This is a genomic window from Mycobacterium sp. ITM-2016-00318 (assembly GCF_002968285.2).
In the GTDB taxonomy this organism is placed as follows: Bacteria; Actinomycetota; Actinomycetes; order Mycobacteriales; family Mycobacteriaceae; genus Mycobacterium.
Genome location: NZ_CP134400.1, coordinates 231,560 through 255,700 on the forward strand (window position 1 = coordinate 231,560; position 24,141 = coordinate 255,700).

General features: G+C 67.9%; 21 protein-coding genes. 8 read left to right on the plus strand and 13 right to left on the minus strand.

Features of this window, described 5'->3' with window-relative positions:
• Position 1 precedes the first annotated feature (1 nt).
• Entirely contained in the window at positions 2-175 is a 174-nt protein-coding gene (locus tag C6A82_RS01125) for a DUF2613 domain-containing protein (protein WP_105348436.1), read from the minus strand.
• A 79-nt stretch (positions 176-254) separates the two neighbouring features.
• On the opposite strand from C6A82_RS01125, the gene C6A82_RS01130 reads away from it, so the two are divergent.
• Positions 255-1,403: a glycoside hydrolase family 3 N-terminal domain-containing protein gene (locus C6A82_RS01130; RefSeq protein ID WP_105348435.1), complete on the plus strand. Its 1,149-nt coding sequence runs from the start codon at positions 255-257 to the stop codon at positions 1,401-1,403.
• A 7-nt stretch (positions 1,404-1,410) separates the two neighbouring features.
• Here C6A82_RS01130 and C6A82_RS01135 read toward each other — a convergent pair whose 3' ends face one another.
• From C6A82_RS01135 to C6A82_RS01155, 5 genes are read right to left on the minus strand one after another with little or no spacing between them, the layout of a single operon-like run.
• On the minus strand, positions 1,411-2,859 hold the full coding sequence (locus C6A82_RS01135) for an aminotransferase class I/II-fold pyridoxal phosphate-dependent enzyme (RefSeq protein WP_105348433.1): 1,449 nt from the start codon (positions 2,857-2,859) through the stop codon (positions 1,411-1,413).
• Positions 2,856-4,031, minus strand: coding sequence for an amidohydrolase family protein (locus C6A82_RS01140; RefSeq protein ID WP_105348432.1), 1,176 nt, complete (start codon positions 4,029-4,031; stop codon positions 2,856-2,858). The genes C6A82_RS01135 and C6A82_RS01140 overlap by 4 nt, the downstream gene beginning before the upstream one ends.
• Entirely contained in the window at positions 4,018-5,325 is a 1,308-nt protein-coding gene (locus C6A82_RS01145) for an aspartate aminotransferase family protein (RefSeq protein ID WP_105348430.1), read from the minus strand. Before C6A82_RS01145 ends, C6A82_RS01140 begins: the two co-directional genes overlap by 14 nt.
• The gene (locus tag C6A82_RS01150) at positions 5,322-6,815 is read right to left on the minus strand and encodes an APC family permease (protein WP_105348429.1); all 1,494 of its coding nucleotides are present in this window, start codon (positions 6,813-6,815) and stop codon (positions 5,322-5,324) included. Before C6A82_RS01150 ends, C6A82_RS01145 begins: the two co-directional genes overlap by 4 nt.
• A 35-nt stretch (positions 6,816-6,850) precedes the next feature.
• A complete protein-coding gene (locus C6A82_RS01155; protein WP_105348452.1) occupies positions 6,851-8,164 on the minus strand; it encodes a glutamine synthetase family protein in 1,314 nt (437 codons plus the stop codon).
• A 130-nt stretch (positions 8,165-8,294) separates the two neighbouring features.
• Here C6A82_RS01155 and C6A82_RS01160 point away from each other — a divergent pair, with 130 nt between their 5' ends.
• Genes C6A82_RS01160 through C6A82_RS01170 form a run of 3 tightly spaced genes read left to right on the plus strand, consistent with a single transcriptional unit; the run spans position 8,295 to position 10,610 of the window.
• Complete coding sequence (locus tag C6A82_RS01160; RefSeq protein ID WP_105348427.1) at positions 8,295-9,101, plus strand: class II glutamine amidotransferase; 807 nt, start codon at positions 8,295-8,297, stop codon at positions 9,099-9,101.
• Positions 9,098-9,952 carry a MurR/RpiR family transcriptional regulator gene (locus tag C6A82_RS01165; protein ID WP_105348426.1) on the plus strand — a complete coding sequence of 285 codons (855 nt, stop codon included), beginning with the start codon at positions 9,098-9,100 and terminating at the stop codon, positions 9,950-9,952. Before C6A82_RS01160 ends, C6A82_RS01165 begins: the two co-directional genes overlap by 4 nt.
• A gap of 28 nt (positions 9,953-9,980) precedes the next feature.
• Positions 9,981-10,610 carry a TetR/AcrR family transcriptional regulator gene (locus C6A82_RS01170; protein ID WP_105348424.1) on the plus strand — a complete coding sequence of 210 codons (630 nt, stop codon included), beginning with the start codon at positions 9,981-9,983 and terminating at the stop codon, positions 10,608-10,610.
• Here the strand turns inward: C6A82_RS01170 and C6A82_RS01175 are convergent.
• A complete protein-coding gene (locus C6A82_RS01175) occupies positions 10,607-11,743 on the minus strand; it encodes a methyltransferase (RefSeq protein WP_105348423.1) in 1,137 nt (378 codons plus the stop codon). The two genes, C6A82_RS01170 and C6A82_RS01175, sit on opposite strands and share 4 nt — an antisense overlap.
• Between C6A82_RS01175 and C6A82_RS01180 the strand changes: the two genes are divergently transcribed.
• Positions 11,742-13,562, plus strand: coding sequence for an ABC transporter ATP-binding protein (locus C6A82_RS01180; RefSeq protein WP_105348421.1), 1,821 nt, complete (start codon positions 11,742-11,744; stop codon positions 13,560-13,562). The two genes, C6A82_RS01175 and C6A82_RS01180, sit on opposite strands and share 2 nt — an antisense overlap.
• Here the strand turns inward: C6A82_RS01180 and C6A82_RS01185 are convergent.
• Together C6A82_RS01185 and C6A82_RS01190 are read right to left on the minus strand one after the other, a co-directional pair.
• Positions 13,559-14,401 (minus strand): MaoC/PaaZ C-terminal domain-containing protein, encoded by an 843-nt coding sequence (locus C6A82_RS01185; RefSeq protein WP_199193915.1) that lies wholly within the window; start codon positions 14,399-14,401, stop codon positions 13,559-13,561. The genes C6A82_RS01180 and C6A82_RS01185 overlap by 4 nt on opposite strands.
• 10 nt (positions 14,402-14,411) lie before the next feature.
• Positions 14,412-15,764 carry a 3-oxoacyl-ACP reductase gene (locus tag C6A82_RS01190; RefSeq protein WP_105347900.1) on the minus strand — a complete coding sequence of 451 codons (1,353 nt, stop codon included), beginning with the start codon at positions 15,762-15,764 and terminating at the stop codon, positions 14,412-14,414.
• 46 nt (positions 15,765-15,810) lie between these two features.
• On the opposite strand from C6A82_RS01190, the gene C6A82_RS01195 reads away from it, so the two are divergent.
• Entirely contained in the window at positions 15,811-17,109 is a 1,299-nt protein-coding gene (locus C6A82_RS01195; protein WP_105347898.1) for an acetyl-CoA C-acetyltransferase, read from the plus strand.
• A 103-nt stretch (positions 17,110-17,212) separates the two neighbouring features.
• Here C6A82_RS01195 and C6A82_RS01200 read toward each other — a convergent pair whose 3' ends face one another.
• Positions 17,213-18,328, minus strand: a complete 1,116-nt coding sequence (locus C6A82_RS01200) for a TDT family transporter (protein WP_105347897.1) — start codon at positions 18,326-18,328, stop codon at positions 17,213-17,215.
• 39 nt (positions 18,329-18,367) lie between these two features.
• Here C6A82_RS01200 and C6A82_RS01205 point away from each other — a divergent pair, with 39 nt between their 5' ends.
• Positions 18,368-19,288, plus strand: coding sequence for a TIGR03564 family F420-dependent LLM class oxidoreductase (locus C6A82_RS01205; RefSeq protein WP_105347893.1), 921 nt, complete (start codon positions 18,368-18,370; stop codon positions 19,286-19,288).
• 156 nt (positions 19,289-19,444) lie between these two features.
• Here C6A82_RS01205 and C6A82_RS01210 read toward each other — a convergent pair whose 3' ends face one another.
• From C6A82_RS01210 to C6A82_RS01220, 3 genes are all read right to left on the minus strand, one after another.
• Complete coding sequence (locus C6A82_RS01210) at positions 19,445-20,176, minus strand: Rv3717 family N-acetylmuramoyl-L-alanine amidase (protein WP_396836765.1); 732 nt, start codon at positions 20,174-20,176, stop codon at positions 19,445-19,447.
• A 71-nt stretch (positions 20,177-20,247) separates the two neighbouring features.
• Positions 20,248-20,892, minus strand: coding sequence for a DUF1361 domain-containing protein (locus C6A82_RS01215; protein ID WP_105347889.1), 645 nt, complete (start codon positions 20,890-20,892; stop codon positions 20,248-20,250).
• A gap of 80 nt (positions 20,893-20,972) precedes the next feature.
• Complete coding sequence (locus C6A82_RS01220; RefSeq protein ID WP_105347887.1) at positions 20,973-22,808, minus strand: acyl-CoA dehydrogenase; 1,836 nt, start codon at positions 22,806-22,808, stop codon at positions 20,973-20,975.
• 246 nt (positions 22,809-23,054) lie between these two features.
• Here C6A82_RS01220 and C6A82_RS01225 point away from each other — a divergent pair, with 246 nt between their 5' ends.
• Positions 23,055-24,140, plus strand: coding sequence for a dihydrodipicolinate reductase (locus tag C6A82_RS01225; RefSeq protein WP_105347885.1), 1,086 nt, complete (start codon positions 23,055-23,057; stop codon positions 24,138-24,140).
• The last annotated feature ends 1 nt before the right edge of the window (position 24,141 follow it).

Sequence of the window (24,141 nt, forward strand, 5' to 3'; positions counted from 1 at the left end):
GCTAGCTGCGGTCGCCGTACTCGACACGGTTCAGCACGGCTGACGCCGGATCGCCTGCCTGTACCGGCGGCTTGGTGTCCTGCTGCACCATCAGCGTGATGCCGAAGATGGCGGCCGCGCCCAGCAGAAGGCCGACAACGATGCTTGCCGCAGCGGGCACCAGAAACCGGTCCATGCTCGCCAAACTAACATGCTCGACGAGCCCGAGATCTCCCACGCGTCACCGTCCGGTAGCGCCATGACAGCATGACCCCATGGCCCTGCCCCGTGTAATCGGTGTTCTCGCGGCGACGACCGGCTTGCTGCTGGCGTGCTCGACCACCACCGAAAAGCCCGACGCGTCGCCCCAGTCCAACACCTCGCAGGACAGCCCGCTGCCCGCCGCGCCCGCACCACCGGCCTGCGGTGATGTGCTCGCTTCCATGTCGGTTCGCGACAAACTGGCCCAGCTGCTGATGGTCGGCGTCACCGGCGCCGACGACGCGCGCGCCGTCGTCGACAACCACCACGTCGGCGGCATCATGATCGGCAGCTGGACCGACCTGTCGATGATGGGTGCCCCGCTCGCCGGCATCGCCGACTCGGCGAACCCGCTGCCGCTGGCCGTCAGCGTCGACGAGGAGGGCGGCCGGGTGTCGCGCCTCGCCGGCCTGATCGGCCCCCAGCCGTCGCCGCGGGTGCTCGCACAGACCATGACGCCGGACCAGGTCCGCGGTATCGCGTTCCAGCGCGGCCAGGCCATGCGCGGGCTCGGGGTGACGATCGACTTCGCCCCTGTCGTCGACGTCACGACCGAGACCGATGAAGAGGTGATCGGCGACCGCTCGTTCGGCTCGGATCCGCAGCAGGTGATCGAGTATGCGGGCGCCTACGCCCAGGGATTGCGCGACGCCGGTGTGCTGCCGGTGCTCAAGCACTTCCCCGGGCACGGCCACGCGTCGGGCGACTCGCACGAGGGCGGCGTCGTCACCCCGCCGCTCGATGAGCTCAAAACCGACGACCTGATCCCGTATGCGACGTTGACCACCCAGGCGCCGGTCGCCGTCATGGTCGGCCACATGCAGGTGCCCGGCCTGACCGGCACCGACCCCGCCACCCTCAGCCCGGCCGCGTACGGCCTGCTGCGATCCGGCGGCTACGGCGGACCCGGCTTCGGCGGCCTCGTCTACAGCGACGACCTGTCCAGCATGGGCGCGATCAACCAGCGCTACGGCGTCGCCGACGCGGTGCTGCGCGCACTGCAGGCGGGCGCCGACGTCGCGCTGTGGGTCACCACCGACGAGGTGCCCGCGGTGCTGGACCGGCTGGAGAAGGCGCTGTCGGCGGGCGAGCTGTCGCAGGCCCGCGTCGACGACTCGGTGCTCAAGGTGGCCACCCAGAAGGGGCCTAACCCGAAGTGCTGATATCCCGTCACCGCACGGCCCGCACGACTCCCATCGTCGGATCCGATGCGCTGATCGGGTTGCCCGCATCGCGTAGCGCAGCGAGCAGCCCGATGACGTCGTCGTCCAACCGCTCGCCGGGCATAACCAGCGGAATGCCCGGGGGATAGGGCGTAATTGCTTCCGACGCAATGCGTTTCGAGGCCTGCCGCAGCGGGACCGCCTCGTCGGCGGCGAAGAACGCCTGCCGCGGCGTCAGCACCATCTCTGGACGAGCCGCGAGCACGTCGGCGGTCAGAGCGCGCGGTGCGCTGTGCCTAGCCGGCCCGACGTGCGCGGCGACTTCGGTGAAGCCGTCGACCAACCGGTCCATGTCCTCGTCGGTGTTGCCGATCGTTACGATGCACAGCACATGTCCCGTGCCCGCGAGTTCCGGTTGCACGCCGTGGACCTCGTTGAGACGCCGGACGATGTCTCGTGCGTCGGCGGCCAGACCCGAAGTGCCGACCAGCAGTTTGGTCTCGTCGAGCTGGTGCAGTCCGGTGCCTGCGCCCGTGAGATGCCGCGGTCGCAGCACAGTGAGACCGTCGACGGCCTCCACCCGCTCCGCGGTCCGCCTGGTCCGCGCCAGTGTCTCATCGAGGAGTGCCCGGCCCTCGAGCATCATCTGTCGACGGGCCAGGTCGATCGAGGCCATGATTGCGAAGTGCGGGCTGGTGGTCTGGATCAGCTGCAGGCCGCGCCGCACGGCGGCGGATTCGATGATCGCGGTGTCGACGTGCACGACGGCGGCCTGGCTGAGGCCCGACAAGATCTTGTGCACCGATTGCACCGTCGCCGCCGCACCCGCCCTCTCAGCGGGTGTGGGCAGGTCGGAGTGGAATGCGAAATGCGGCGAATGTGCGCCGTCGACAAGGAGCTTGGCGCCGTGACGGCGGCACAGCTCGGCGAGCGCGACGATGTCGCCCGTGGTCCCGTAGTACGTCGGGTGCAGAGTCCACAGCGCTTCGGCGGCGGTCTCGGCGAAGGCGCGTTGCACGGTCGCCGTGTCGAGGCCGTGTGCCACCCCGAACTCGTCGTCCCAGCGCGGTGCCAGCCACACCGGTCTCGCACCGACAGCCACGAGGCCCGCAAGCACCGACTTGTGCGCGTTCCTGGCGACGAGCACCGGCTGGTCGGCCCGCAGCGCCGACAGCGCGACGGCGATGTTCCCGGACGTCGATCCCTGCACCAGGATGAAGCTTTCGGGCACACCCCACGCGTCGGCGATCAGGCGTTCCGCTGCAAGGATCGGGCCCGCCGGGCAGTGCAGGGTGTCGGTGTCGGGCAGGTTGTTCAGGTCGATCGCGGCGATGTGCTCCCGAAACCACGCGTCGAGCGTCCGGCCGCCCTTGTGGCCCGGGCTGTAGAACGGCGCCTGGTCCCGCTCGACGAACCGTCTCAGCGCGTCGAAGAGCGGTGCGGCAGCGTGGGTCATAGCGAGTAGACGCGTTCGGCGTTGTGCACGCCGATCATGTCGACGATCGCGATCGCGTCCTGTTCGCCGCAGTCGCCGGTGCGGACCCACTCGCCGAGGACGAGCCCCATGGCCCGGCGCCACAGCACCGCGCCGAGCAGGTGTAGTTCCGGCGGTCCGAACGCGTCCGAGCTGTACAGCTGTTTGGCGAACGGTGCGGTGTCAAGAGCCTCGGCGACCAGTGAGGTCGATCGGCTGCCGAGATAGTTGATGGCAAGCCCCACATCGAAATTCACGTTGTCGAAGGCCTGGGCGAGGTAGCCGGCGTTGCGGTGGAACGGGTAGCAGTGCAGCAGCAGCACCGGCACCGGCGCCATGGTGCGCAGCAGCGGGAGCAGCAGCAGCGGGTCGGTCCGGTTCAGGTCCAGATCCCGGTCGCCGAATCCCACGTGCACCTGCAGCGGCAGCCCGTGTTCGGCGGCGGCGTGCACACCGAAGGCGATCAGCACCGGGCTGTCGACCCGTAAATCGTTGCCCCGCGCGCGGATTGCGGTGGCGCTGTCGACGACCGTCATGTCGGTCGGGCGCGACCAGTCGATGTCGAAGCCGGTCCGGTAGGCCACGATCGTCTTGGTGCCTACGACGTCGGGCGAGTCGGCCGCCCGCTGCAGCGCCGACCGGAACGCGTCGGGGAAGTCGATGGGGTCGGTCCCGGCCTCCAGCAGGTCTTCGGTGAGCCGCTCGAGCCGGAGGATCGACGAGGCGGGCGTGCCGCTGCGCTCGGTCATCTGGTCCGGGGTGGTGAGCAGGTCGCCCTTGAATCCGGTGTCGACCACCCAGCGCGCGACACCAGCCTGCGTGAGCATCGCGGTGGTCAACTCGTCGGGCCCGAGCTCGCTGCGTCGCGCCCAGTAGTCGTCGGCGGACGCATGCGGGGGCAGCCCGAGAACAGGTGCACACCAACGCCGGATCGCCAACCCGAGCGGTGAATCGAACATCGTCATGAAGTCGGGAACAGGGTCGGTGGACCCCTCGTTGATCGACGCTTCGAAGTCGGCCCTGTCGACGGGCTTGGAGAAGGCGCCATGCACGTGGTGATCGACGAGTTGAATGCCGCGGATGTGGTCGGCGAGCGCTGCGGGCACCTGGTCTTCGACGCCGGAGAAGACGTCTGGCACCTCACCAACCTCCATAACGTGCAACCTCCTCGGCGTCGACCTTTCCCGCTGCGGCGTCGGCGATGGCATCGCCGAGGATGGCGGCCGCCCGGCCCGCCTCGTCCTCGGTCAACACCAGCGGCGGCGTGATCTCCAGGACGTTTCCGCCGACGTAGAAGACGACCGCTCCCAACTCCCACGCACGGTAGACGACCTGCGCCGCGAAACGCGGATCGCGGTCGCCGGTCTGCGGGTCGACGAGTTCGAGCCCGATCGCCAGGCCGCGTCCGCGCACTTCGCCGATGCGGTCAGTACCGGGCGACCCGGCCAGCCCGCGGAGGGCATCGGCAAGGGCCGCGCCGACTTTCGCGGCATGGTCGGCGAGCTTGTCGGCGACGATGGTGGCGAGCACCGCGCGTCCGGCCGCGGTGCACACCGGGTTGCCCGCGGTGGTCAGCAGCGCGGCGGCGGGCGGTTCGTCGAGTATCGCCGCCGGGCCGACGGCCGCTGACAGCGGAAGCCCGCCGCCGAGCACCTTGCCGAAGGTGACGATGTCGGGCACCACGCCGTCGTGTTCGAAGGCGTGCAGCGTGCCTGGGCGGCCGAGGCCCATCTTGACCTCGTCGCAGATCATCGGAACGCCGTTGGCGCGGCAGAGGTCGTGCAGTCGGGCCAGAAAGCCGTCGGGCGGCACCACGAGCCCGCCGTCGGACAGGATCGGCTCGACGATCAGGCAGGCGGCCGATCCTGTCACCAGGTGTTTCTCGGCCAGATCGAGGCACTGGGCGACATCGGCGTCGATGCCGGCCCCCGACGGCCGAAACGGATTGGGATACGGCAGAAAGACCGCGTCGGCGTCGGGCGGTGCTCCGGCGTCGACGTGCACGCCGGAGACGCCCATGGCCACGCCGACGCCGCCGTGGTAGCTGTGCTCGAACGCGAGCACGGTGCGCTTGCCCGTTGCGTGCCTGCAGGCCCGAATGGCGACGTCGTTGGCGTCAGAACCGGCATGCCCCAGATAGACCCGGCGCTCTCCGCTTCCCGGCACCAGCGCAAGCAGATCCTCGGCGAGCCCGACAGAATCCGGATGCACCGCCGAGAGTCCGCCTGCGCCTGGGGCCGTGCGCACCGCCCTGCTGACCGCTTCTGCGACGGCCGGGTGGCCGTGGCCAAGCCCGCTTGCCGTCCAGGTGGCCGACAGGTCGAGCAGTTCGCGGCCGTCCGGATCGACCAGGGTCGAGCCGTACCCCGACACCACCTCGAGCGGGAAGAACCGCAGCTTCTCTATGCCTGCGATGGCGGCTTCGTCGCGCTCGTAGAGGGTGCTCACTGTGGCTTCAGGTTGAGCTCGGCCGACAGCGACTCGCCCACACGCTTGGCGATGCCGGAGGCGGCAACGGCGATGATCGCGCCGATGACACACCAGTACAGCCCGAGCAGCGGTGCCGAGGTGGCGGTTTCGGCGTCCTTGACGTTGAACCACAGCACGACGACGATCACCAGGGCACCGAGCAGCGGCAGCACGATGCCTGCGATCCTGCCTTTGCCTCCGTGCACGCCAACAAATTTCGGTGAGCCGACGAACCAGGTGGCAGCGAGCTCGACAAGCAAATAGCAGACCATCAGGCACACCGAACCGGCGACGGCGAACAGGAAATAGGTGTCGATCGCGTCGTTGCCGGTGCCCATGTCGGGCCAGCCGACCGCGCCGCAGATGAGGTTGACCACCACCGCGACGATGACGACGAGCCAGGTGGCGCGGCGCGGGCCGCCGGTCGTTGCGTGGATGTGCGCCAGCGCCTTCGGGCCGAAGCCGTCGCGCGCGAACGCGTACAGCATGCGCCCTGAGGTCGCCGATGTGGCCAGGTGACACCCGAACGCCGACACGATCGCGGTGAAGATGACCACGAGGCCGAACCACTGGCCGACATAGGTTCCGCCGAGGTCGCCCAATGTGTTTCCCGAGTTCTGGAACGCGTCGAGCCCGGCCTGGTCGGTGCCGAAACCGTTGACCTGAGCGAACATCACGACGACGAACAGCACGCCGGTGAGCAGGAGTGTGCCCGCCAGCGCCCTCGGGATGTTGCGGCCGGGATTGTCGGTCTCCTCGCCCATCGACGCGCACGCTTCGAAGCCCGCCCAGGACAGGAACGCCGCGACGACACCCGCGAGCACCGCCGACGGGGAGACGCCGCTACCGGAGAAGGAGAACACCGAGAAGTCGATACCCGTCGACGGTGCGCCGCCTTTCGCGAAGATCACCACGACGAGCGCGATCATCGCCAGGATGCCGAGGCCCTCGATGACGAGAAGGACCTTGGCGAGCAGCTTGACGTCGCGGCCCGCGAGCAGGAAGGAAATCACCGCGGCGATCACGACGACCACCAACCACGGCGGCTGGGAGGGGTTTTCGCTGTCGGGCCGCAGCTCGGTGATGAAGGCTCCTGTGAACGCCGCGGTCAAGGCGAGGGTGCCGATCGAGAACATCCAATACGCGCCGAGCATCGCGAAGCCGGCGAAGAACCCGGCCCTCGGCCCGATGGTGCCGCCGACCAGGCCGTAGGACGAGCCCGCGTGGTTGAGGTGCCGGGTCAGCCGCACGAAGCTGTAGCCGACGAGCGACACGCCGACGAGCCCGATCAGGAACACCAGCGGGATGGATTTACCGACGGTGCCGATCAGGCCCTGGCCGTTGCCCGACATCGCCAGGGTCGGACCGACGAGCGCCACCGAGAGGGCCAGCGCCACCCAGAAGGGCAGCTGCCTGTGCGGGATCTGGTCGACTTCGTCCGACGCCCCGGCGGGGGTCTCTGTGGTCATCGCCGTCTCCTTCTACTCGAGAGTTTCACGTGTGGTCAGCAGCTCCAGGCCAGGCGCAGGGCCTGGGTCGTCTCGGCCAGGGGCCGGTCGCCGTAGGTGGTGATCTCATGCCGCCGGACCGCGACCAGTCCTTCGATCACCCACGGAGACAACAGCTGCGCGGCGACGGGGGAGTTCTCCAGCGCCTTGATGACGGTCTGCTGGTCGGTCCGCAGCATGGGTGGCGGCTGAGCCGCCTTGGCCGGATCCTTGGGCACTTCGGCAGGCAGCTCGAGGTGCTGGTCGATGCCGAGCAGCGCGCTGCCGAGGAACGACACCGCGGCGAGGTAGGGGTTGGCACTCGGATCGATCAGCTTGAGTTCGATGTTGGCGCCGTGCGGTGTGCCCGGTGTGGCTGCGATGAATCGCAGTGCGGCTTCGCGGTTCTCCAGGCCCCAGCACTGCGCCGCGCCTGCCCAGTTGCCGGGTTTCAGTCGCGCCGACGACAGCACCGAGCCCGCGTAGACCCCGAGCAGATCGGGAAGCGTCTGCAGTACACCGGCGATCGCGGCGCCGCCCGCCTGGCGGGTGCCGTGCGGGCCTTCGCCGCCGGAGAACAGCGGCCCGTCGCCGTCGGCGAGGGAGAGGTGCAGGTGGGCGCCGTTACCCGCCTCACCCTCGAACGGCACGGGGGAGAACGAGATGCGCAGACCGTGCCGTGCGGCCGCCCTCCCCATCACGATGCGCGTGGCCGCGACGGCGTCGACGGCGGCCACCGGGGTGGACGGGGCGAGCGATACCTCGAGCTGATCGTGGCCGTACTCGGTGTGGATCTGCTCGATCGGCAGGCCGGCGCGCTCCGCCGCTTCGGCGAGGTCGACGAGGAACGCCGAACGGTCCAGCGAGGTGCGCACCCCGTACGGTGACCACGGCTGCGCGGATGCGTGTCCCGCGTCGTCGGACAACATCGTGGCCTCGAGCTCAGCGCCGATCTTGGCGGTCAGACCCTTTGCGCTCAAAGCTTTTTCGACACGCTTGAGCAGGGAGCGCATGCACAGGTCCGCCGGGTTGCCCTGCTGATCAGTGAGGTCGCCTGGGGCCCACGCGATTCCGTCCTCGACCAGCCGAAGGTCGGCGGGGTCGATTCGGATGCGGAGGTCGCCGTCGACGCCGATGTTCGGCGTGAACGCGATGCCGCTGTCCACGCAGAACACGCTCCATGACGGGGAGACGCCCATCCCTGACCGCTGAAAGGCCTCGAGTCGACGCAGCGGCACGTACTTTGCGCGCGTCACGCCCGCCAGGTCGGTGATCGAACCCGCGACGAGCCCGACACCCTGTGCGCGCAGCTCCTCGACGTCTTTGGGCAACGGCATTGAACCTCCTCGGACGTCACGAGTGTGCGAGCCGTTTATGTCATAAATGTTTCATAATCTCTAAGATCAGCGCTAGAGGATTGATATATAAAATTCTGACGCGTGCCGTTGAAGGGGTTCAGCCATGTGCCGATTGCTGGGTGTCGTCTCCGCCACCCCGATTTCGGTGTCGCGCGCCGTCGGTGAGCAGGTGTTGGCGGACTTCGTGGCGTTGACGAAGATCCACGGCGACGGATGGGGAGTCGCACGCGTCCGATTACCCGGTCACGACCCGAAGATCGAGGTGTCGGCGGGCAGTGCGGCAGATGATCCGCACTTCATCGCGGCCACCCACGATCAGCGGTCAGCGGCGAACCTCGTCCACCTGCGCTGGGCCACGACCGGCCTCGCGGTGCGGCCGGACAACTCACACCCGTTTCTCGCCGATCGAATTGCGATGGCGCACAACGGCTCCGTCAAGCCGATCGGTCAGCTCGATGACCTGTTGTCACCCGAGATCGCCGCGACGATGCGCGGGTCGACCGACAGCGAACGCTATTTCGGCCTGATCCGCCAGCAGCGCGCCTCGTCGCCGGATCTGGCTGAGGCGGTTCGCCGGGCGGTATCGCAGCTGCGCGAGGTCTTCCCGACCGCCAGTCTCAACGCGATCGTCATGGGCGAGGATCAGATGATCGCGGTGCATGCGCACGCCCGCAGCCAACTGCCCGACCCGGACATCGCCGAGATCACCGCGGCGGGTCTGCCCGCCGAGCACCTCGAGGACTACTTCGGTATGAGGTGGACCCGCACCGATGCGGACAGGGTCGTGATCGCGTCGACAGGTTTCGGCGACCTCGACTGGCAGCCGCTGGAGTCGGAAAGCGTCACCGCGATCTCGATGTACGACCTCTCCATGACGACGCTGCCGCTGATGACTCCTTCGACGCCATGACCGGCGAAACGGTGGCGGTGAAGGCGAATTCCGCGCTCTCGACGCTGAGCAAGGCCGAGCGCCGGGTGGGCCGTGCACTGCTCGCCGACTATCCGAGCGCCGGGCTGGCCAGCGCGGCCCGGCTGGCCGAACGCGCCGAAGTCAGTCCGCCGACCGTGCTGCGGTTCGCCCAGTCGCTGGGGTACGAGGGGTTCACCGATCTGCAGGTCGCGTTGCGCGCCGAGCTGTCGGCCCAGTCGAACGGGCCGATCACCCGGCTGCCGGACGCTCCGCCCGCGGGCGGCCTACTCGACCGGCTCCTTCAGCAGGCCCGGGCCCAGAACGAACGGGCCGTCGAAACGCTTGCCGCACTGCCGTCTCCGGCGCTCGAGGCGGCTGTCGCGCTGCTTTCGGACACCGGGCGGACGGTGCACCTGCACGGGGGACGGTTCTCCCATCTGCTGGCCGCGCACCTGGCCGCGCACCTGGAGCAGCTGCGTCCAGGGATTCGGGTACTCGCCGATCCCGACGGCACCGACATGGGCGTGATGCTCGAAATGTCGCGCACCGACGTCGTCGTTTTGTTCGACTACCACCGCTACCAGCGCAGCGTCGCCGAGCTCGCATTGCGCGTGCACCGGGCGGGGGCGACGGTTCTGCTCATCACCGACGACCTGGCCTGCCCGGTGGCGCCGGAAGCCGAGGTGGTGCTCGCCGCGTCGAGCACGGTCGGCACGGCCTACCAGAGCATGGCGGCCGGATTTCTCCTCACCGAGCTGCTGGTTCCGCTCGTCATGGACACATTGGGGGAACCGGCGCGCACGCGGATGGCGCTGTGGGAGGAGCAGCGCAGAGCCGTACTGCTGCCCTGAACCGTTACCCTGGAGCTACCCTGGTCCGATGGCTGGTGGTACCAAACGGCTCCCGCGTGCCGTCCGAGAGCAGCAAATGCTCGACGCCGCGGTGCAGATGTTCTCGATCAACGGCTATCACGAGACGTCGATGGATGCGATCGCCGCACAGGCCGAGATCTCCAAGCCGATGCTGTATCTCTACTACGGCTCCAAGGAAGAACTGTTCGGGGCGTGCCTGGATCGCGAGCTCGCCCGCTTCGTCGAGACGGTGCGCGCCGAGATCGACTTCAGTCAGAGCGCGAAGGATCTGCTGCGCAACGCGGTGCTGTCGTTTCTCAACTACATCGACACCAACCGCGCGTCCTGGATCGTGCTCTATACGCAGGCGACCAGTTCGCAGGCGTTCGCGCACACGGTGCGCGAGGGCCGCGAGCGGATCATCGACCTCGTCGCCCGGCTGCTGCAGTCCGGCACCCGAAACCCCGAGCCGGACGCCGATTTCGACATGATGGCAGTAGCGCTGGTGGGCGCGGGCGAGGCGGTGGCCAACCGCGTCAGCGCCGGCGACGCCGACGTCGACGAGGCCGCCGAGCTGATGATCAACCTGTTCTGGCGCGGACTGAAGGGCACGCCGTCAGAAAAGGAAGCCTCTGCGGCAACGACCACCGGCGGCTAGACGGCTCTGCCTTCCACGAGGCTGATCGGGCCTGCGGTTGGCACGACTCGGGTCATCTGAAAACTGGCCTGCTCGTGTAGGTTTCGATACTCGTCGGCGGTTCGTTCCCTGGCGGCCACCTGCACCAGCATCTCCATGTCGGCCCACTTGCCGATGAACCCCCTGTCGTGGTCGGGGATCACGAATTCGACCAGCAGCAGCGTGCTGCCCGGTTTCGCCGCCTTGCGGACGTTCTTCAAAATCGTCAGCGCCTCGGCGTCGGGCCAGTCGTGGATCACGTTCTTCATCACATAGGCGTCGCCGCCGCAAGGGGCGGCGTCGAAGAACGAGCCTCCGATGACCTGGACTCGTTCGGCGACTCCGTATTTCGTCAGAAACGCCGGTGCGCCCTCGACCACCGCAGGGAGGTCGTAGAGCACACCGCGAGCGCCGGGAGTCGCGGCGACGATCGCCGACAGCAAGCGGCCGTGCCCGCCGCCGACGTCGACGATGGTGGAGAACGGTGAGAAGTCATAGGCGGCAACGACAGGCGCGACAGCGAAGTCCGAAACACTCGTCATCGCATCGTTGAAGACCGCGGCGAACTCGGGTTGCGTCTCGAGCCACTCCCACGACCCCATGCCGCGCAGTTTCGGTGGGTACGCTTCGCCGGTCCTGGCCGCGTCGACCAAGCCGCTCCAGTGCTCGCGATAAGAAGGATGGCCCACCATCCTGGCCATCCCGGCCATCGACATCGGGGCGTCGGATCGCAGTGTTTCACCCAGTGCGTTGAGCGCGAACCGACCGTCGCGGCGGCGTTTGAAGATGCCTTCGCTGATCAGCGCACGCATCAGCCGCGCAAGCGCATCCGGGTCGGCACCAACGCGACGAGCAAGGTCGTCGGCGGTCAGCGGACCGTCGGACAGCGCATCGGCGACCTTCAGTTCGGCGGCAACGGAGATGCCCTGCACGCGCCACGCCCAGAGGATCATCTCCATCATGGCGCCCGCGGGCGGCGCACTTCGCTGATGCGCCATGCCGAGAACGTGGCGGACGCGTTCGATCACGCGGACGAGCTTGGCCGGAGGAATCCTCGAGGCGTTCACGGCTCGACTGTAGGACAGTTCGCCGCCCGTACCCCATGCTTTACACATGGCGTCGACCGGACTCGTGTGGCGCAGCCTCGGCATGCTGCGGGCGGTGCGCGGCCTCATCATGGTCTCGCTGGTCCTCGGCGTCGTCGCCGCGGCGCTGCCCTACGTTGCGGCGGCGGCCTTCGGGCCGATGGTGCAGGTGATTGCCGACGCGGGTGAAAGTGGAAACCTCAGCGGGGTATGGGAGCTGCGGGGCCCGCTCGTCGCGCGGGAGGACGGACTGCTGCGCTCGGTGGCGGGCTCTGTTCCGTTCGCGGTGCTGCTGGCGACGTGGATCATCGCGCTGCTGCTGACGCAGTTGATGTACTTCGTCAACGCGTGGGTCGGGGCGAATGTCGACAGGATGATCCTCGTCGACATCAGGCAGCGGGTTCACGACCACATGCAGACGCTGTCGCTGGACTTCTTCACGAGATCGCGAACCGGCGAGCTGATACAGCGGGTGACTGTCGAACCCGCAGGCGTGCAACGTCTTCTGACCGACTGCCTGCTCCCGCCCCTCATCGACATCGTCGTGCTGATCGTCGCGATCGGCTACTTGCTGGCGATCTCGTGGCAGATGACGGTCGCCGCGTTGGTGCTAACGCCGCTGGCCCTGATCGCGCTGAGAATCGCAGGCCGCGGCGTTCAGTCGGCGATGCGCCGGGTGATGACCGCAGACCGCGCGATGGTCGCCGAACTCGAGCAGACGGTGAGCGGGATCTCCGAAATCCAGACGTTCAATGCCGAGCCGCTGCGCAGCAGGCGGTTTCGCGAGGTCTCCGAGAACTCGGCGAAGAGCACCGCGACGTCGGTGGTCTGGATGCAGGCGACCGCGAACGGGTCGCAGGTGTTCATCGCCCTCAGCACCGTGGTGGTGCTGCTCGTCGGGATCGCGTTCAGCGCAGACTTCGGGCTGACGTTCGCGGGCCTCATCGTGTTCACCGGAATGGTCCCGACGATGTTCACTGCGGCGCAGCGGGTGTTGGGCGCCTACACCACGTACCAGTCGGTGGCACCGAACGCCACGTCGACCTACGAGCTTCTCGACACCAAGCCGTCGGTCGCGGAGCTTCCTGACGCCGTCGCGCTCGGCGATGTGCACGGCAACCTGGTGTTCGAGGAGGTGACTTTCGGTTATGCGCCCGGCCGGAATGTGCTTGACGGGTTGTCGTTGTCGATCGCGGAAGGCGAGACCGTTGCGGTGGTAGGCGGTATCGGATCCGGTAAATCGACGGTGTTGAACCTGTTACTGCGGTTCCTCGATCCGCAGCGCGGACGAATACTCCTGGACGGCAACGACATCACGACCGTCACCATCGCCTCACTGCGCGATCAGGTGTCCAAGCTCGCACAGTTTCCGTTCTTCATCAAGGACACCATCCGCGAGAACGTTCGGCTGGCGCGTCCGGACGCCGACGACGCCGATGTCGAAGAAGCCTGCAAGCAGGCCCACGTGCACACCGTCATCGTCGACAAGGGGAAGATGGCCGACGGCTACGACACGGTGATGGACGTTCAGGTGCCGTCGGGCGGTCAGAAGCGTCTGATCGCGCTGGCCCGCTGTCTGTTGCGCAGACCGGAGGTGCTCCTGCTCGACGAGCCGACGGAGAACCTGGACGCCGACCAGCGGGCCAGGCTGACCGGCGTGATCCGCGACTATGCGCGCGACCGAACCTGTGTGGTCATCAGCCACGACATGGATTTCGTTGCGGCGGTGGCGGACCGCATCCTCGTGCTGGAGAACGGCCGCATCGCACAGGTGGGCGGCCATCGGGCGCTGATCGCCGAGGGCGGTCTCTACAAGCGGCTGTACGAAGCGCAGAACGCCACCGCCTAGAGCGCGGTGACGGTGCCCTTCAGGTGCGGCTCGCCCTTCTTGACGTCGCGCAGGTTCAGCTCCCAGCCGCCGTCGATCCGCTCGACGTACAGCCCGGCGTTGGCCGGGAGCACCACCGGCTTGGCGAACCGCACCGAGTACTTCACCGCACCCGGCAGCTGACCCTCGATGTTCGCGAGCACCGCTGCGGCGCTGAACATTCCGTGGGCGATGACGGTCGGAAACCCGAACAGCTTCGCGGCGATCGGGTTGGTGTGGATCGGGTTGTGATCCCCGCCGATCGACGCGTAGTGGCGGATCTGGCCCGGCGTGATACGCAGCACGGCGTTCGGCGGCCCGAGCCTGGGTTGCTTCTCCTGCGGCGGCTTGGGCTCATCCGACAGGCTGGTCCGCTGCTGGTGTAAAAACGTCGTCACCTGATGCCATGCGGTCTCGTTGCCGACCTTCACATCGGTGACGATATCGACCAGCAGTCCCTTGCGGTGCTCGCGCAGGTTCTCCGCATGCACCGCGACGCCGACGGTGTCGGTGACCGCGATCGGGCGGTGCTGTGTGATGTGGTTCTCGATGTGCACCGAACCCATTGCGGCGAACGGGAAGTCGAAACCGGTCACCAACGCCATCACGGTCGGGAAGGCCAGCGCGAACGGGTAGGTGAGCGGCACCGTTGCGCCGAACCGCAACCCGGTGACGTTGGCGTAGGCGGCGACGTTGGCGGGGTCGATGGCGAGGTCGTCGACGGTCAGCGTGCGGTCGGGCAGCGAATCGCCACGGGGGACGAACGGCAGTGCCCCGGCGGCCGCACGCAGCAGGTTCTTCAGCCCAGACGGTTGAGTCACGGTGATCAGCCTAGGCACCAAGCCAGGCCTGGCCGCAGACCCGGATCGTGTTACCGGTCACGGCATTGCTGGCCGGGCTGGCGAAGTAGGCGATTGTCTCCGCGACGTCGACGGGCTTGCCGCCCTGATACAGCGAATTCAGTCGCCGCCCAACTTCGCGGGTGGCCAGCGGGATCGCCTCGGTCATCTTCGTCTCGATGAAGCCGGGAGCCACTGCGTTGATCGTGATGCCCTTCTCGCCGAGCTTCGGGGCCAGCGCATCGGTGAGGCCGATCATGCCCGCCTTGGTTGCGGCGTAGTTGGTCTGGCCGCGGTTGCCTGCTATGCCTGCCATCGACGAGAGCCCGATCACCCGGCCGTCCTCGGCCAGGGTGCCGTTGTCGGCGAGCCCCTCGGTGAGTTGCAGTGGCGCAAGGAGATTGACGGCGAGGACGGAGTCCCACCGCGACTCGTCCATGTTGGCCATCAGCTTGTCGCGGGTGATGCCCGCGTTGTTGACCAGGATGTCGAGCCGGCCGCCGTGGTGCTCGCGGATGTGTTCGGTGATCCGATCGACGGCGTCGGCGGCGGTCACGTCGAGGGTCAGTGCGGTGCCGCCCACCTTGGTCGCGGTGATGCCAAGCGGTTCGTGCGCTCCTTCGACATCGACGCAGACCACCTTCGCGCCGTCGCGTGCGAACACCTCGGCGATGGTGGCGCCGATCCCGCGCGCGGCGCCGGTCACGACGGCGACCTTGCCGTCGAGCGGCTTGTCCCAGTCAGCGGGCGGTGAGGCATCGGCCGGGCCGACGCGGAACACCTGCCCGTCGACGTAGGCCGACTTGCCCGACAGGATGAAGCGCAGGGTTGACTCGAGACCGGTCGCCGCGGGCTTGGCGTCGGGGGAGAGGTACACCAACGACACCGTGGCGCCGCGGCGCATCTCCTTGGCCAACGACCGGGTGAAGCCTTCGAGCGCCCGCTGCGCGATCTGCTCGTGCGGGCTGGCCGTTTCGTCGGGCGTCGTCCCGATGACTACGACGCGCCCCGACGGCCCGATGTTGCGCAACACCGGCGTGAAGAACTCGTACAGGCCCTTCAGTCCGGCCGGCTCGGTGATGCCGGTGGCATCGAACACCAGGCCGCCGAACGAGTCGGCCCAGCGGCCGCCGATGTTGTTGGACACCACGTCGTAGTCCTCGGCAAGCGCAAGCCGCATGGGCTCGACGACGCGGCCCTCCCCGCCGATCAGAAGGGAACCCGCCAGCGGCGGCTCCCCGGCACGGTAGCGGCGCAGCGTTTCGGGCTGCGGGATGCCGAGCTGTTTGGCGAGGAAGTTTCCGGGCGCCGAGTGAACGAGTTGTGAGTACAGGTCGGTAGCCATGGGGACGAACTTACTCCAGAGTAAGAAGGGTGGGTACTATGGGTGCATGGCTAGTGATACCCACCGACGGGTCGCAATCCTCGGCGGCAACCGAATCCCATTCGCACGTTCTGACGGCGCCTACGCGAACGCCTCCAACCAGGACATGTTCACCGCCGCGCTCGGCGGACTGATCGACCGCTTCGACCTGGCAGGCGAAAGGCTCGGCGCGGTCATCGGCGGCGCGGTGCTCAAGCACAGCCGCGACTTCAACCTGATGCGCGAATGCGTGCTCGGCGGCGCGCTGTCGTCGTACACGCCCGCCTTCGACATCCAGCAGGCGTGCGGCACCGGCCTGCAGGCCACCATCGCCGCGGCCGACGGCATCGCCGCAGGCAGATACGACGCGGCCGCTGCGGGCGGGGTCGACACCGCATCCGACGCCCCGATCGCTTTCGGCGACGACCTGCGCCGGGTGCTGCTCGGCCTGCGCCGGTCCAAGTCCAACGTCGATCGACTCAAGCTGGTCGGCAAGCTGCCCGCGGCGCTGGGTGTCGAGATCCCGGTGAACAGCGAACCGCGTACCGGAATGTCGATGGGCGAGCACGCGGCCGTCACCGCCAAGGAGATGGGCATCAAGCGGACCGACCAGGACGAACTGGCCGCGGCGAGCCACAACAACATGGCGGCCGCCTACGACCGCGGCTTCTTCGACGACCTGGTCACCCCGTTCCTCGGGCTGTACCGGGACAACAACCTGCGTGCCGACTCGTCGGCGGAGAAGCTGGCCAAGCTCAAGCCCGTTTTCGGGGTGCGTTCCGGTGACGCGACGATGACGGCAGGCAACTCCACGCCGCTGACCGACGGTGCGTCGGTGTCGTTGCTGGCCACCGAAGAATGGGCCGAGGCGCACGGGCATCCGGTGCTGGCGTACTACGTCGACGCCGAGACCGCGGCCGTTGACTACGTCAACGGGCGCGACGGCCTGCTGATGGCGCCGACGTACGCAGTGCCCCGGCTGCTGGCCCGAAACAACCTGAGCCTGCAGGACTTCGACTTCTACGAGATCCACGAGGCGTTCGCGTCGGTCGTGCTGGCGCACCTGCAGGCCTTCGAGTCAGAGGAGTACTGCAAGGAGCGTCTCGGCCTCGACGCGGCGCTCGGCTCGATCGACCGGTCCAAGCTCAACGTGAACGGCTCGTCGCTGGCGGCGGGTCACCCGTTCGCCGCGACGGGCGGCCGCATCGTGGCCCAACTGGCCAAGCAGCTCGCCGAGAAGAAAGCCGAGACCGGTAGGCCGGTGCGAGGCCTGATCTCGATCTGCGCCGCAGGCGGCCAGGGCGTCGCGGCGATCCTCGAGGCATGAGAAAAATTCTGACGCGGCTGTAACGGCCCCGTTCAACGGATCGATACATGGGATAGCTCCGTGTTGTCGTCTGACCCCCCGACCCGACGGCAACACGGGGCGACTACTTCGGCGGATCTTTCACCGCCTTGATCGGCCCCGCCGTCGGCGGCGGGGCGAACAGGTTCCCGCGCACGCTGCCGCGGGCGGTCTGCACCGCCACCAGCCCCCACGTCCCGAGCAGTGCGACGTAGGCGACGGCGGCGGCGATCCGGAACGCGGGCAGCCCGGTGTGGATGGCCAGCTGCGTGGTGCCGGTGACGAAGGTCCCCACCGGAAACGTCAGGCTCCACCAGGTCAGCGCGAACGGCATTCCGCGCCGCAGCGTGCGCACGGTCAACTGGGTGGCCAGCGTGATCCACAGCAGGGCGAAGCCCCACACCGGAACGCCGAACAGCACCGCGAAGACGCTCATCCCGCTGGCAATGTCGGGGGCCACCGCCAGCGCGGCGTTCGAGCCGAGCAGGCCCGCCGCCGTGATGCCCTGGCCGAGCGGGCCGAGCACGATCCACAGCGTCGGGACCCGCGTTGTCCCCGACGTCCCGTACAGCGCGAGCCTGCTCCAGATCATCGTGATGATGATCACCGCCGCGACCAGTGACAGTCCGAACATGGCGTAGCAGCCGTAGAGCATCGTCGTGCGGCCGCTACCCGGGGCCATGTGCGGGATCAGCAGGGCGCCCGTCGCCGCCGACACCATCGGTGGCACCACGGGCATCAGCCACCCGCCGAACGCCGCATCCGGTTCGACGTTGAGCTGGGTGAACATCAGGTAGGGAATCGTCGCGGCGGTGAACAGTCCGCCGAGGGTGCCCGCTGACCACAACATCCAGGAGAGATCGACGGCCATCCGCTCGCCGATCAGGTCCTTGCCGGTCAGCAGCGCGCCCGCACCGACTGTCATCAGCGCCATCGGCGCGGCGCCGTAGAAGTGGCTCATCTGCGGGTTGCGCGCATGGCTGCGCGCCACGGTGGGATGGCGCGCCCATTGCGCGGTCACCGCGATCACGAGCACCACAAGCAGTGCGGCGGCGACCACCCACACGATGTGCGAGAACCCCCGCAGCCCTGGCACGTGCACCGGCAGCGTGACGCCTGCGGTGGCCACGATCCCGGTGCCCATCACCGAGGCGAACCAATTCGGTCCGAAGTTCTGCAGCCGGGCCAATTCGGTGGTCATGGGGCAACATCGTGTCACGCACGTGCTTCGATGGGTCGCATGCGAATGAGCCTCAACCTCGTCAGCGCCATCGGCGGCTCGCCAATCGATTCTCTGGTGGCGGCCCTCGCCACCGCACGCGACGAGGGTTTCCGACGGATCTGGATGGCGCAGATGCCCTTCGACGGTGACCTGTTGACGGCCCTCGCCGTGGCGATGCGCGAGGTCGACGGGATCGAGGTCGGATCCGCGGTGCTGCCGATACAGAACCAGCATCCGATGCAGATGGCGCAGCGCGCGCTCACGTTGAACGCCATCGCAGGCGGCCGCTTCATCCTCGGCCTCGGCATGACGCATCAGGCCGTCACCGAGGGCATGTGGGGGATTCCCTACGACAAGCCGGTGCGCCGGATGCGGGAGTATCTCGACGCGCTGCAACCGCTGCTCGCCGGTGAGGCCGTCAACGCGGTCGGTGAGACGGTGACGGCTCGCGGCGCTCTTCAGATCGCGGGCGCGCCGGAACCCGAGGTGTATCTCGCCGCGCTCGGTCCGCAGATGCTCAAGCTGTGCGGCCGCCGCACGGCGGGCACGCTGACGTGGATGTGCGGGCCGAAGACGCTCGGCGACCACATCGGGCCGACGCTGCGGGCGGCGGCCGAGGAGGCTGGACGGCCTGCGGGAGCTGTTCGCGTGGTGGCCGGCCTGCCGGTCAGCGTCACCGACGATGTGGCAGGAGCGCGGGCGCAGGCCGCCGAGCAGTTCGGGATGTATGGAACGCTGCCCTCCTACCGCGCGATGCTCGACCGGGAGGGCTACGCCGACCCCGAGGACGCCGCGATCATCGGCGACGAGACGGCGGTGTCCGAGCGGCTCGAGGAGTTGAGCGCGCTCGGCGTCGACGAGTTCTCCGCGGTGGTCTTCGACACCGCCCCTGAGGTGCGCGAACGCACCCGCGCGCTGCTGCTCTCGAAGGACTCCTGAGGACCGGAAATTGCCTCTGGTATGACCGTTGTCACAGGGGTACAGTCGATCGCACGACGGGTTCGGGAGTGACCGATCCAAAGAGTCGGCAAGAGGTGAAAGCCGACCGCGCGAGACTAATGTGACGCACCTCGAATGTCCTCCCGGACCCGCCCTTTATTGTTTCTGGGTCAGGTACGCGACGATGCCCGCGGTGATCGCTTCGGCGTAGCGTTGCCGCCCTTCGGGGGTCTCCATCGCGGCAGCGTCGTCGGCGTTGCGCATGTTCCCGGTCTCCACGAGGACCGCCGGATAGTCGGCGAGGTTGAGACCCGCGAGGTCGGCACGGCCGTACAGCCCGTCAGAGCCGAGATACGTGGACGGCTGCAGTCCTGCCGCGACCATGGAGTCGCGCATGACGGTCGCCAACTGCACCGACCCGGCGCCCTGCGCGTCGTTGAGCGGGGGTGCGGAGTAGTTGACGTGGAAGCCGTGCCCGGAGGGCGGTCCGCCGTCGGCGTGGATGCTGACGTTGGCGTCGGGATGCATGGCGTTGGCCGCCGCCGCCCGCGCGTCGACGCACGGCCCGACCGAGCCGTCGTCGGCCCGCGACATCTGGGTGTGCACACCCCTGCGCTCGAGCGCGGTGCGCACCATGGCCGCGACGTCCCAGTTGAAGCTGTGCTCGGGATAGCCGTCGGCCGTCGACGTCCCCGTCGTCTGGCAGTCCTTGGTGCCTCCGCGTCCGTTGGGCACCTGGCTGGTGATCGACGCGTCGTTCGCGCCGCTGTGGCCGGGGTCGATGAAGACACTCATCCCTTCGATCGAAGACGCGCGTGCGGTCGCCGGGCAGACAAGCGCAGCGAGCACCAAAACGACGCAGGCAAGGGTCACACTTCGGGATGTCACCACAGGAACACTCTCGCACTCTGCCCGCCTTGGCGAATTCTTGGCGGCGATCAGCGCTCGATGGACCACTGTCAAGTGTCGCGCCACTCGAGCCCGCCGAGAGACCAGATCGTCAGGTACGCGAGCCCGAAGAACGCCGCCACGGCGACTGCCACCCCCGTGGACTGCACGTAGGCGAAGGGTGACCGCACCCACTCGAGCGTCTCGGTGATCACCAGGGTCGGCTGTCTGACCAGATCCCACGAGTTCCACCGCTGGAAGCGTCCGATGACGACCCCTATCGCGCAGAGTCCGACGGAGACGACGACGGTCGCCCATCCGAACACCGGGCCGAACTCGCGCTCGATTCGTATGTGCACCAAGCGCATCGACACGACACCGAGCAGGATGCCCGTCCATGCCGCGAAGCCGTACTGCAGGACATGGCGCCAGAGTTCAACGCCCTCCCCCAGGTGGACGAGGTCTGTCACCAGATAGGGCGCGTTCGGCAGGAAGGCGAGCCAGCCGAGGCCCAGCGGAAGCAGCCAGACGCGGCGGCCTGCGGTGGCGAACCAGATCGCGAAGAAGACCGGGATCCATGCGAGGAACAGATTCCAGACGAGGAACCGCGTCGGGTAGTACAGCGGGCTGTACGGGTCGGTGATGCCGAGCGCAACGGTCAGGGCGCTCGTCGCCACCAGCGATACGAACAGCGCAACGAGGCGCACGGTGATCACTGCTTCAGTGTGCCGAAGCGACGCAAAAGCCCCCGGGGAAGAGTCCCGGGGGCTTTTGGTCCGATGCGGCGAGAGAAGGCTTAGAAGGCCGCCTCGTCCAGTTCCATGATGTCGTTGTCGATGTTCTCGATCACCGCACGGGTGCTGGTGAGCAGCGGCAGCATGTTCTTGGCGAAGAACGACGCAACCGCGACCTTGCCCTCGTAGAAGGCGCGGTCGTCACCGCTGGCACCTGCGTCGAGCGCCTCGATCGCGACGGCGGCCTGCTTGGCGAGCAGCCAGCCGATGGCCAGGTCTCCGACACTCATCAGGAAGCGCACGGAACCGAGGCCGACCTTGTAGAGGCTCTGGGGGGTCTCCTGCGCGGCCATCAGGTATCCGGTCAGCGAGGCGGCCATCGCCTGCACGTCCTCCAGCGCGGTCGCCAGCAGCGCCCGCTCGGCCTTCAGGCGGCCGTTGCCGGACTCGTTGCGCACGAACTGCTCGATCTGGCCGGCCACGTGGGCCAGCGCCACACCCTTGTCACGGACGATCTTGCGGAAGAAGAAGTCCTGCGCCTGGATGGCGGTGGTGCCCTCGTAGAGCGAGTCGATCTTGGCGTCGCGGATGTACTGCTCGATCGGGTAGTCCTGCAGGAAGCCGGAGCCGCCGAAGGTCTGCAGGCTCTCGGTCAGCTTGGCGTAGGCCTGCTCCGAGCCGACGCCCTTGACGATCGGCAGCATCAGGTCGTTGACCTTGACCGCCAGCTCGGCGTCGACGTCGTGAAGGGCCTTGGCGACCGCGTCGTCCTGATAGGTCGACGTGAACAGGTACAGCGCGCGCAGACCCTCGGCGTAGGCCTTCTGGGTCATCAGGCTGCGACGCACATCGGGGTGATGCGTGATGGTCACCCGCGGCGCGGTCTTGTCGGTCATCTGGGTCATGTCGGCGCCCTGCACGCGGTTCTTCGCGTAGTCGAGCGCGTTGAGGTAACCGGTCGACAGGGTGGCGATGGCCTTGGTGCCGACCATCATTCGCGCCTGCTCGATGACGTCGAACATCTGCGCGATGCCCTCGTGCGTCTCGCCGACCAGCCAGCCGACGGCGGGCTTGTCGTGCTGGCCGAGGGACAGCTCGCATGTCGCGGAGACCTTCAGGCCCATCTTGTGCTCGACGTTGGTGACGTACACACCGTTGCGCTCGCCGATCTCGCCGGTCTCGAAGTCGAAGTGGAACTTCGGCACGAAGAACAGCGACAGCCCCTTGGTGCCAGGCCCTGCGCCCTCGGGGCGGGCCAGCACCAGGTGAAAGATGTTCTCGAACAGGTCGCCGGAGTCACCCGAGGTGATGAAGCGCTTCACACCGTCGATGTGCCAGGAACCGTCGTCCTGCTTGACCGCCTTCGTGCGGCCTGCGCCGACGTCGGAGCCCGCGTCGGGCTCGGTCAGCACCATCGTGGAGCCCCAACCGCGCTCGGCGGCGATGACGGCCCACTTCTTCTGCTCGTCGGTGCCGAGGCGGTACAGGATGTTGGCGAAGCCTGCGCCGCCGCCGTACATCCACACTGCCGGGTTGGCGCCGAGGATGTGCTCGTGCAGTGCCCACATGAGCGCCTTGGGCGCGGGTACACCGCCGAGTTCTTCATCGAGACCGACGCGGTCCCAGCCGCCGTCGAGCATGGCGCGGACCGACTTCTTGAACGGCTCGGGCAGCGTCACGGAGTGAGTCTTGGGGTCGAACGTCGGGGGGTTGCGGTCGCTGTCGGCGAACGACTCTGCGATCGGGCCCTCGGCCAGCCTGGCGATCTCGCCGAGCATGTCCCTGGCGGTGTCGGCGTCGAGGTCGGCGTATTCGCCCTCACCGAGCGCCTTGTCGAGGCCCAAGACCTCGAACAGATTGAAAACCTGGTCACGAACGTTGCTCTTGTAGTGGCTCACGTTTCCTCCTCGTCGAGAATGCCACTGTCGGTTGGGTACTTTTGGCTAAGTTACCCACCAGTAACTGCGGCCGACTATACCGCCCGGTAACTTCAACGCAAAGCCACCCCGAGCAATTTCCGGCGGCTAAGTAACCAGACGGTTGGTCGGGTGCCGTCTGACCGGCAGAAATCCGCATTGATCTGCTGTTTCGTTCGCCTGTGATACCTGCCACAGCGTTGTCACACAGACCACTAAGGTGAACGTATGCAACAGCGGGTGGCGGTATGGGGAACGGGCAACATGGGGTCGACGGCGATCCGGTCGGCACTCGCGTTCCCCGGGCTGGGGCTATCCGGGATCATCACCTCGTCGGAGGCGAAGAACGGCATGGACGCCGCCGAGTTCGTCGGCCTCGACAGCCCCACCGGGCTGATGGCGACGACGGACGTCGACGCCGCGCTCGCCGCATGCGACGCCGTCGCCTACATGGCGTCCGGCGACGTCCGTCCCGAGGAGGCGGTCAACGACATCGAGCGCTGCCTGCGGGCGGGCAAGCACGTCGTCACGCCGTCGCTGTACTCGCTCTACGACCCGCGGTCCGCGCCGCCCGAGTGGGTCGAGCGACTGACCGCGGCCGCCGAGGAGGGCGGTTCGACGCTGCTCGTCAGCGGCGTCGATCCGGGCTGGGGCAATGACGCGCTCGCTGTGACGGCGGCCAGCCTCTGCACCCGCATCCGATCCATCACCTGTCAGGAGATCTTCGACTACTCCACCTACGACCAGCCGTTCGCGGTCAAGGTGTCCTGCGGCTTCGGCGGCTCGATGGACGAGACGCCGATGATGCTGCTGCCGACGATCCCCACGATGGTGTGGGGCGGCAACGTCCGGCTGATCGGCCGCGGGCTCGGCATCGAGATCGACGACATCACCGAAGAGGTCGAGCGCCTTCCCCTCCAGCAGGCGGTGGACACCGTGATGGGCCGCTTCGACGAGGGCACGCAGGGCGCCTTCCGGCTCAAGGTGATCGGCTGGTCCGGCGGCAAGCAGCGGGTCGTCATCGACCACATCACCCGCATCCATGCCTCCTGTGCGCCCGAGTGGCCCTATCCCGACGAGGGCGTCGGCGATCACCGCGTCATCGTGGACGGCGATCCTGCGCTGACGATCACGACCCGCGCCGACGTGCCCGGTGGGACCCGCGCCGACGGTGGAAACACCACCGCCGCGAATCGACTGCTCGGCGCGATCACCTGGCTCGCGGAGCAGAAGCCGGGCATCTACGACGGACTGCAGGTGCCACTGCGCTCGGCGTTGCCCGCCGAGGCGGAAGCCGAGCGCTGGAGCGACTGAG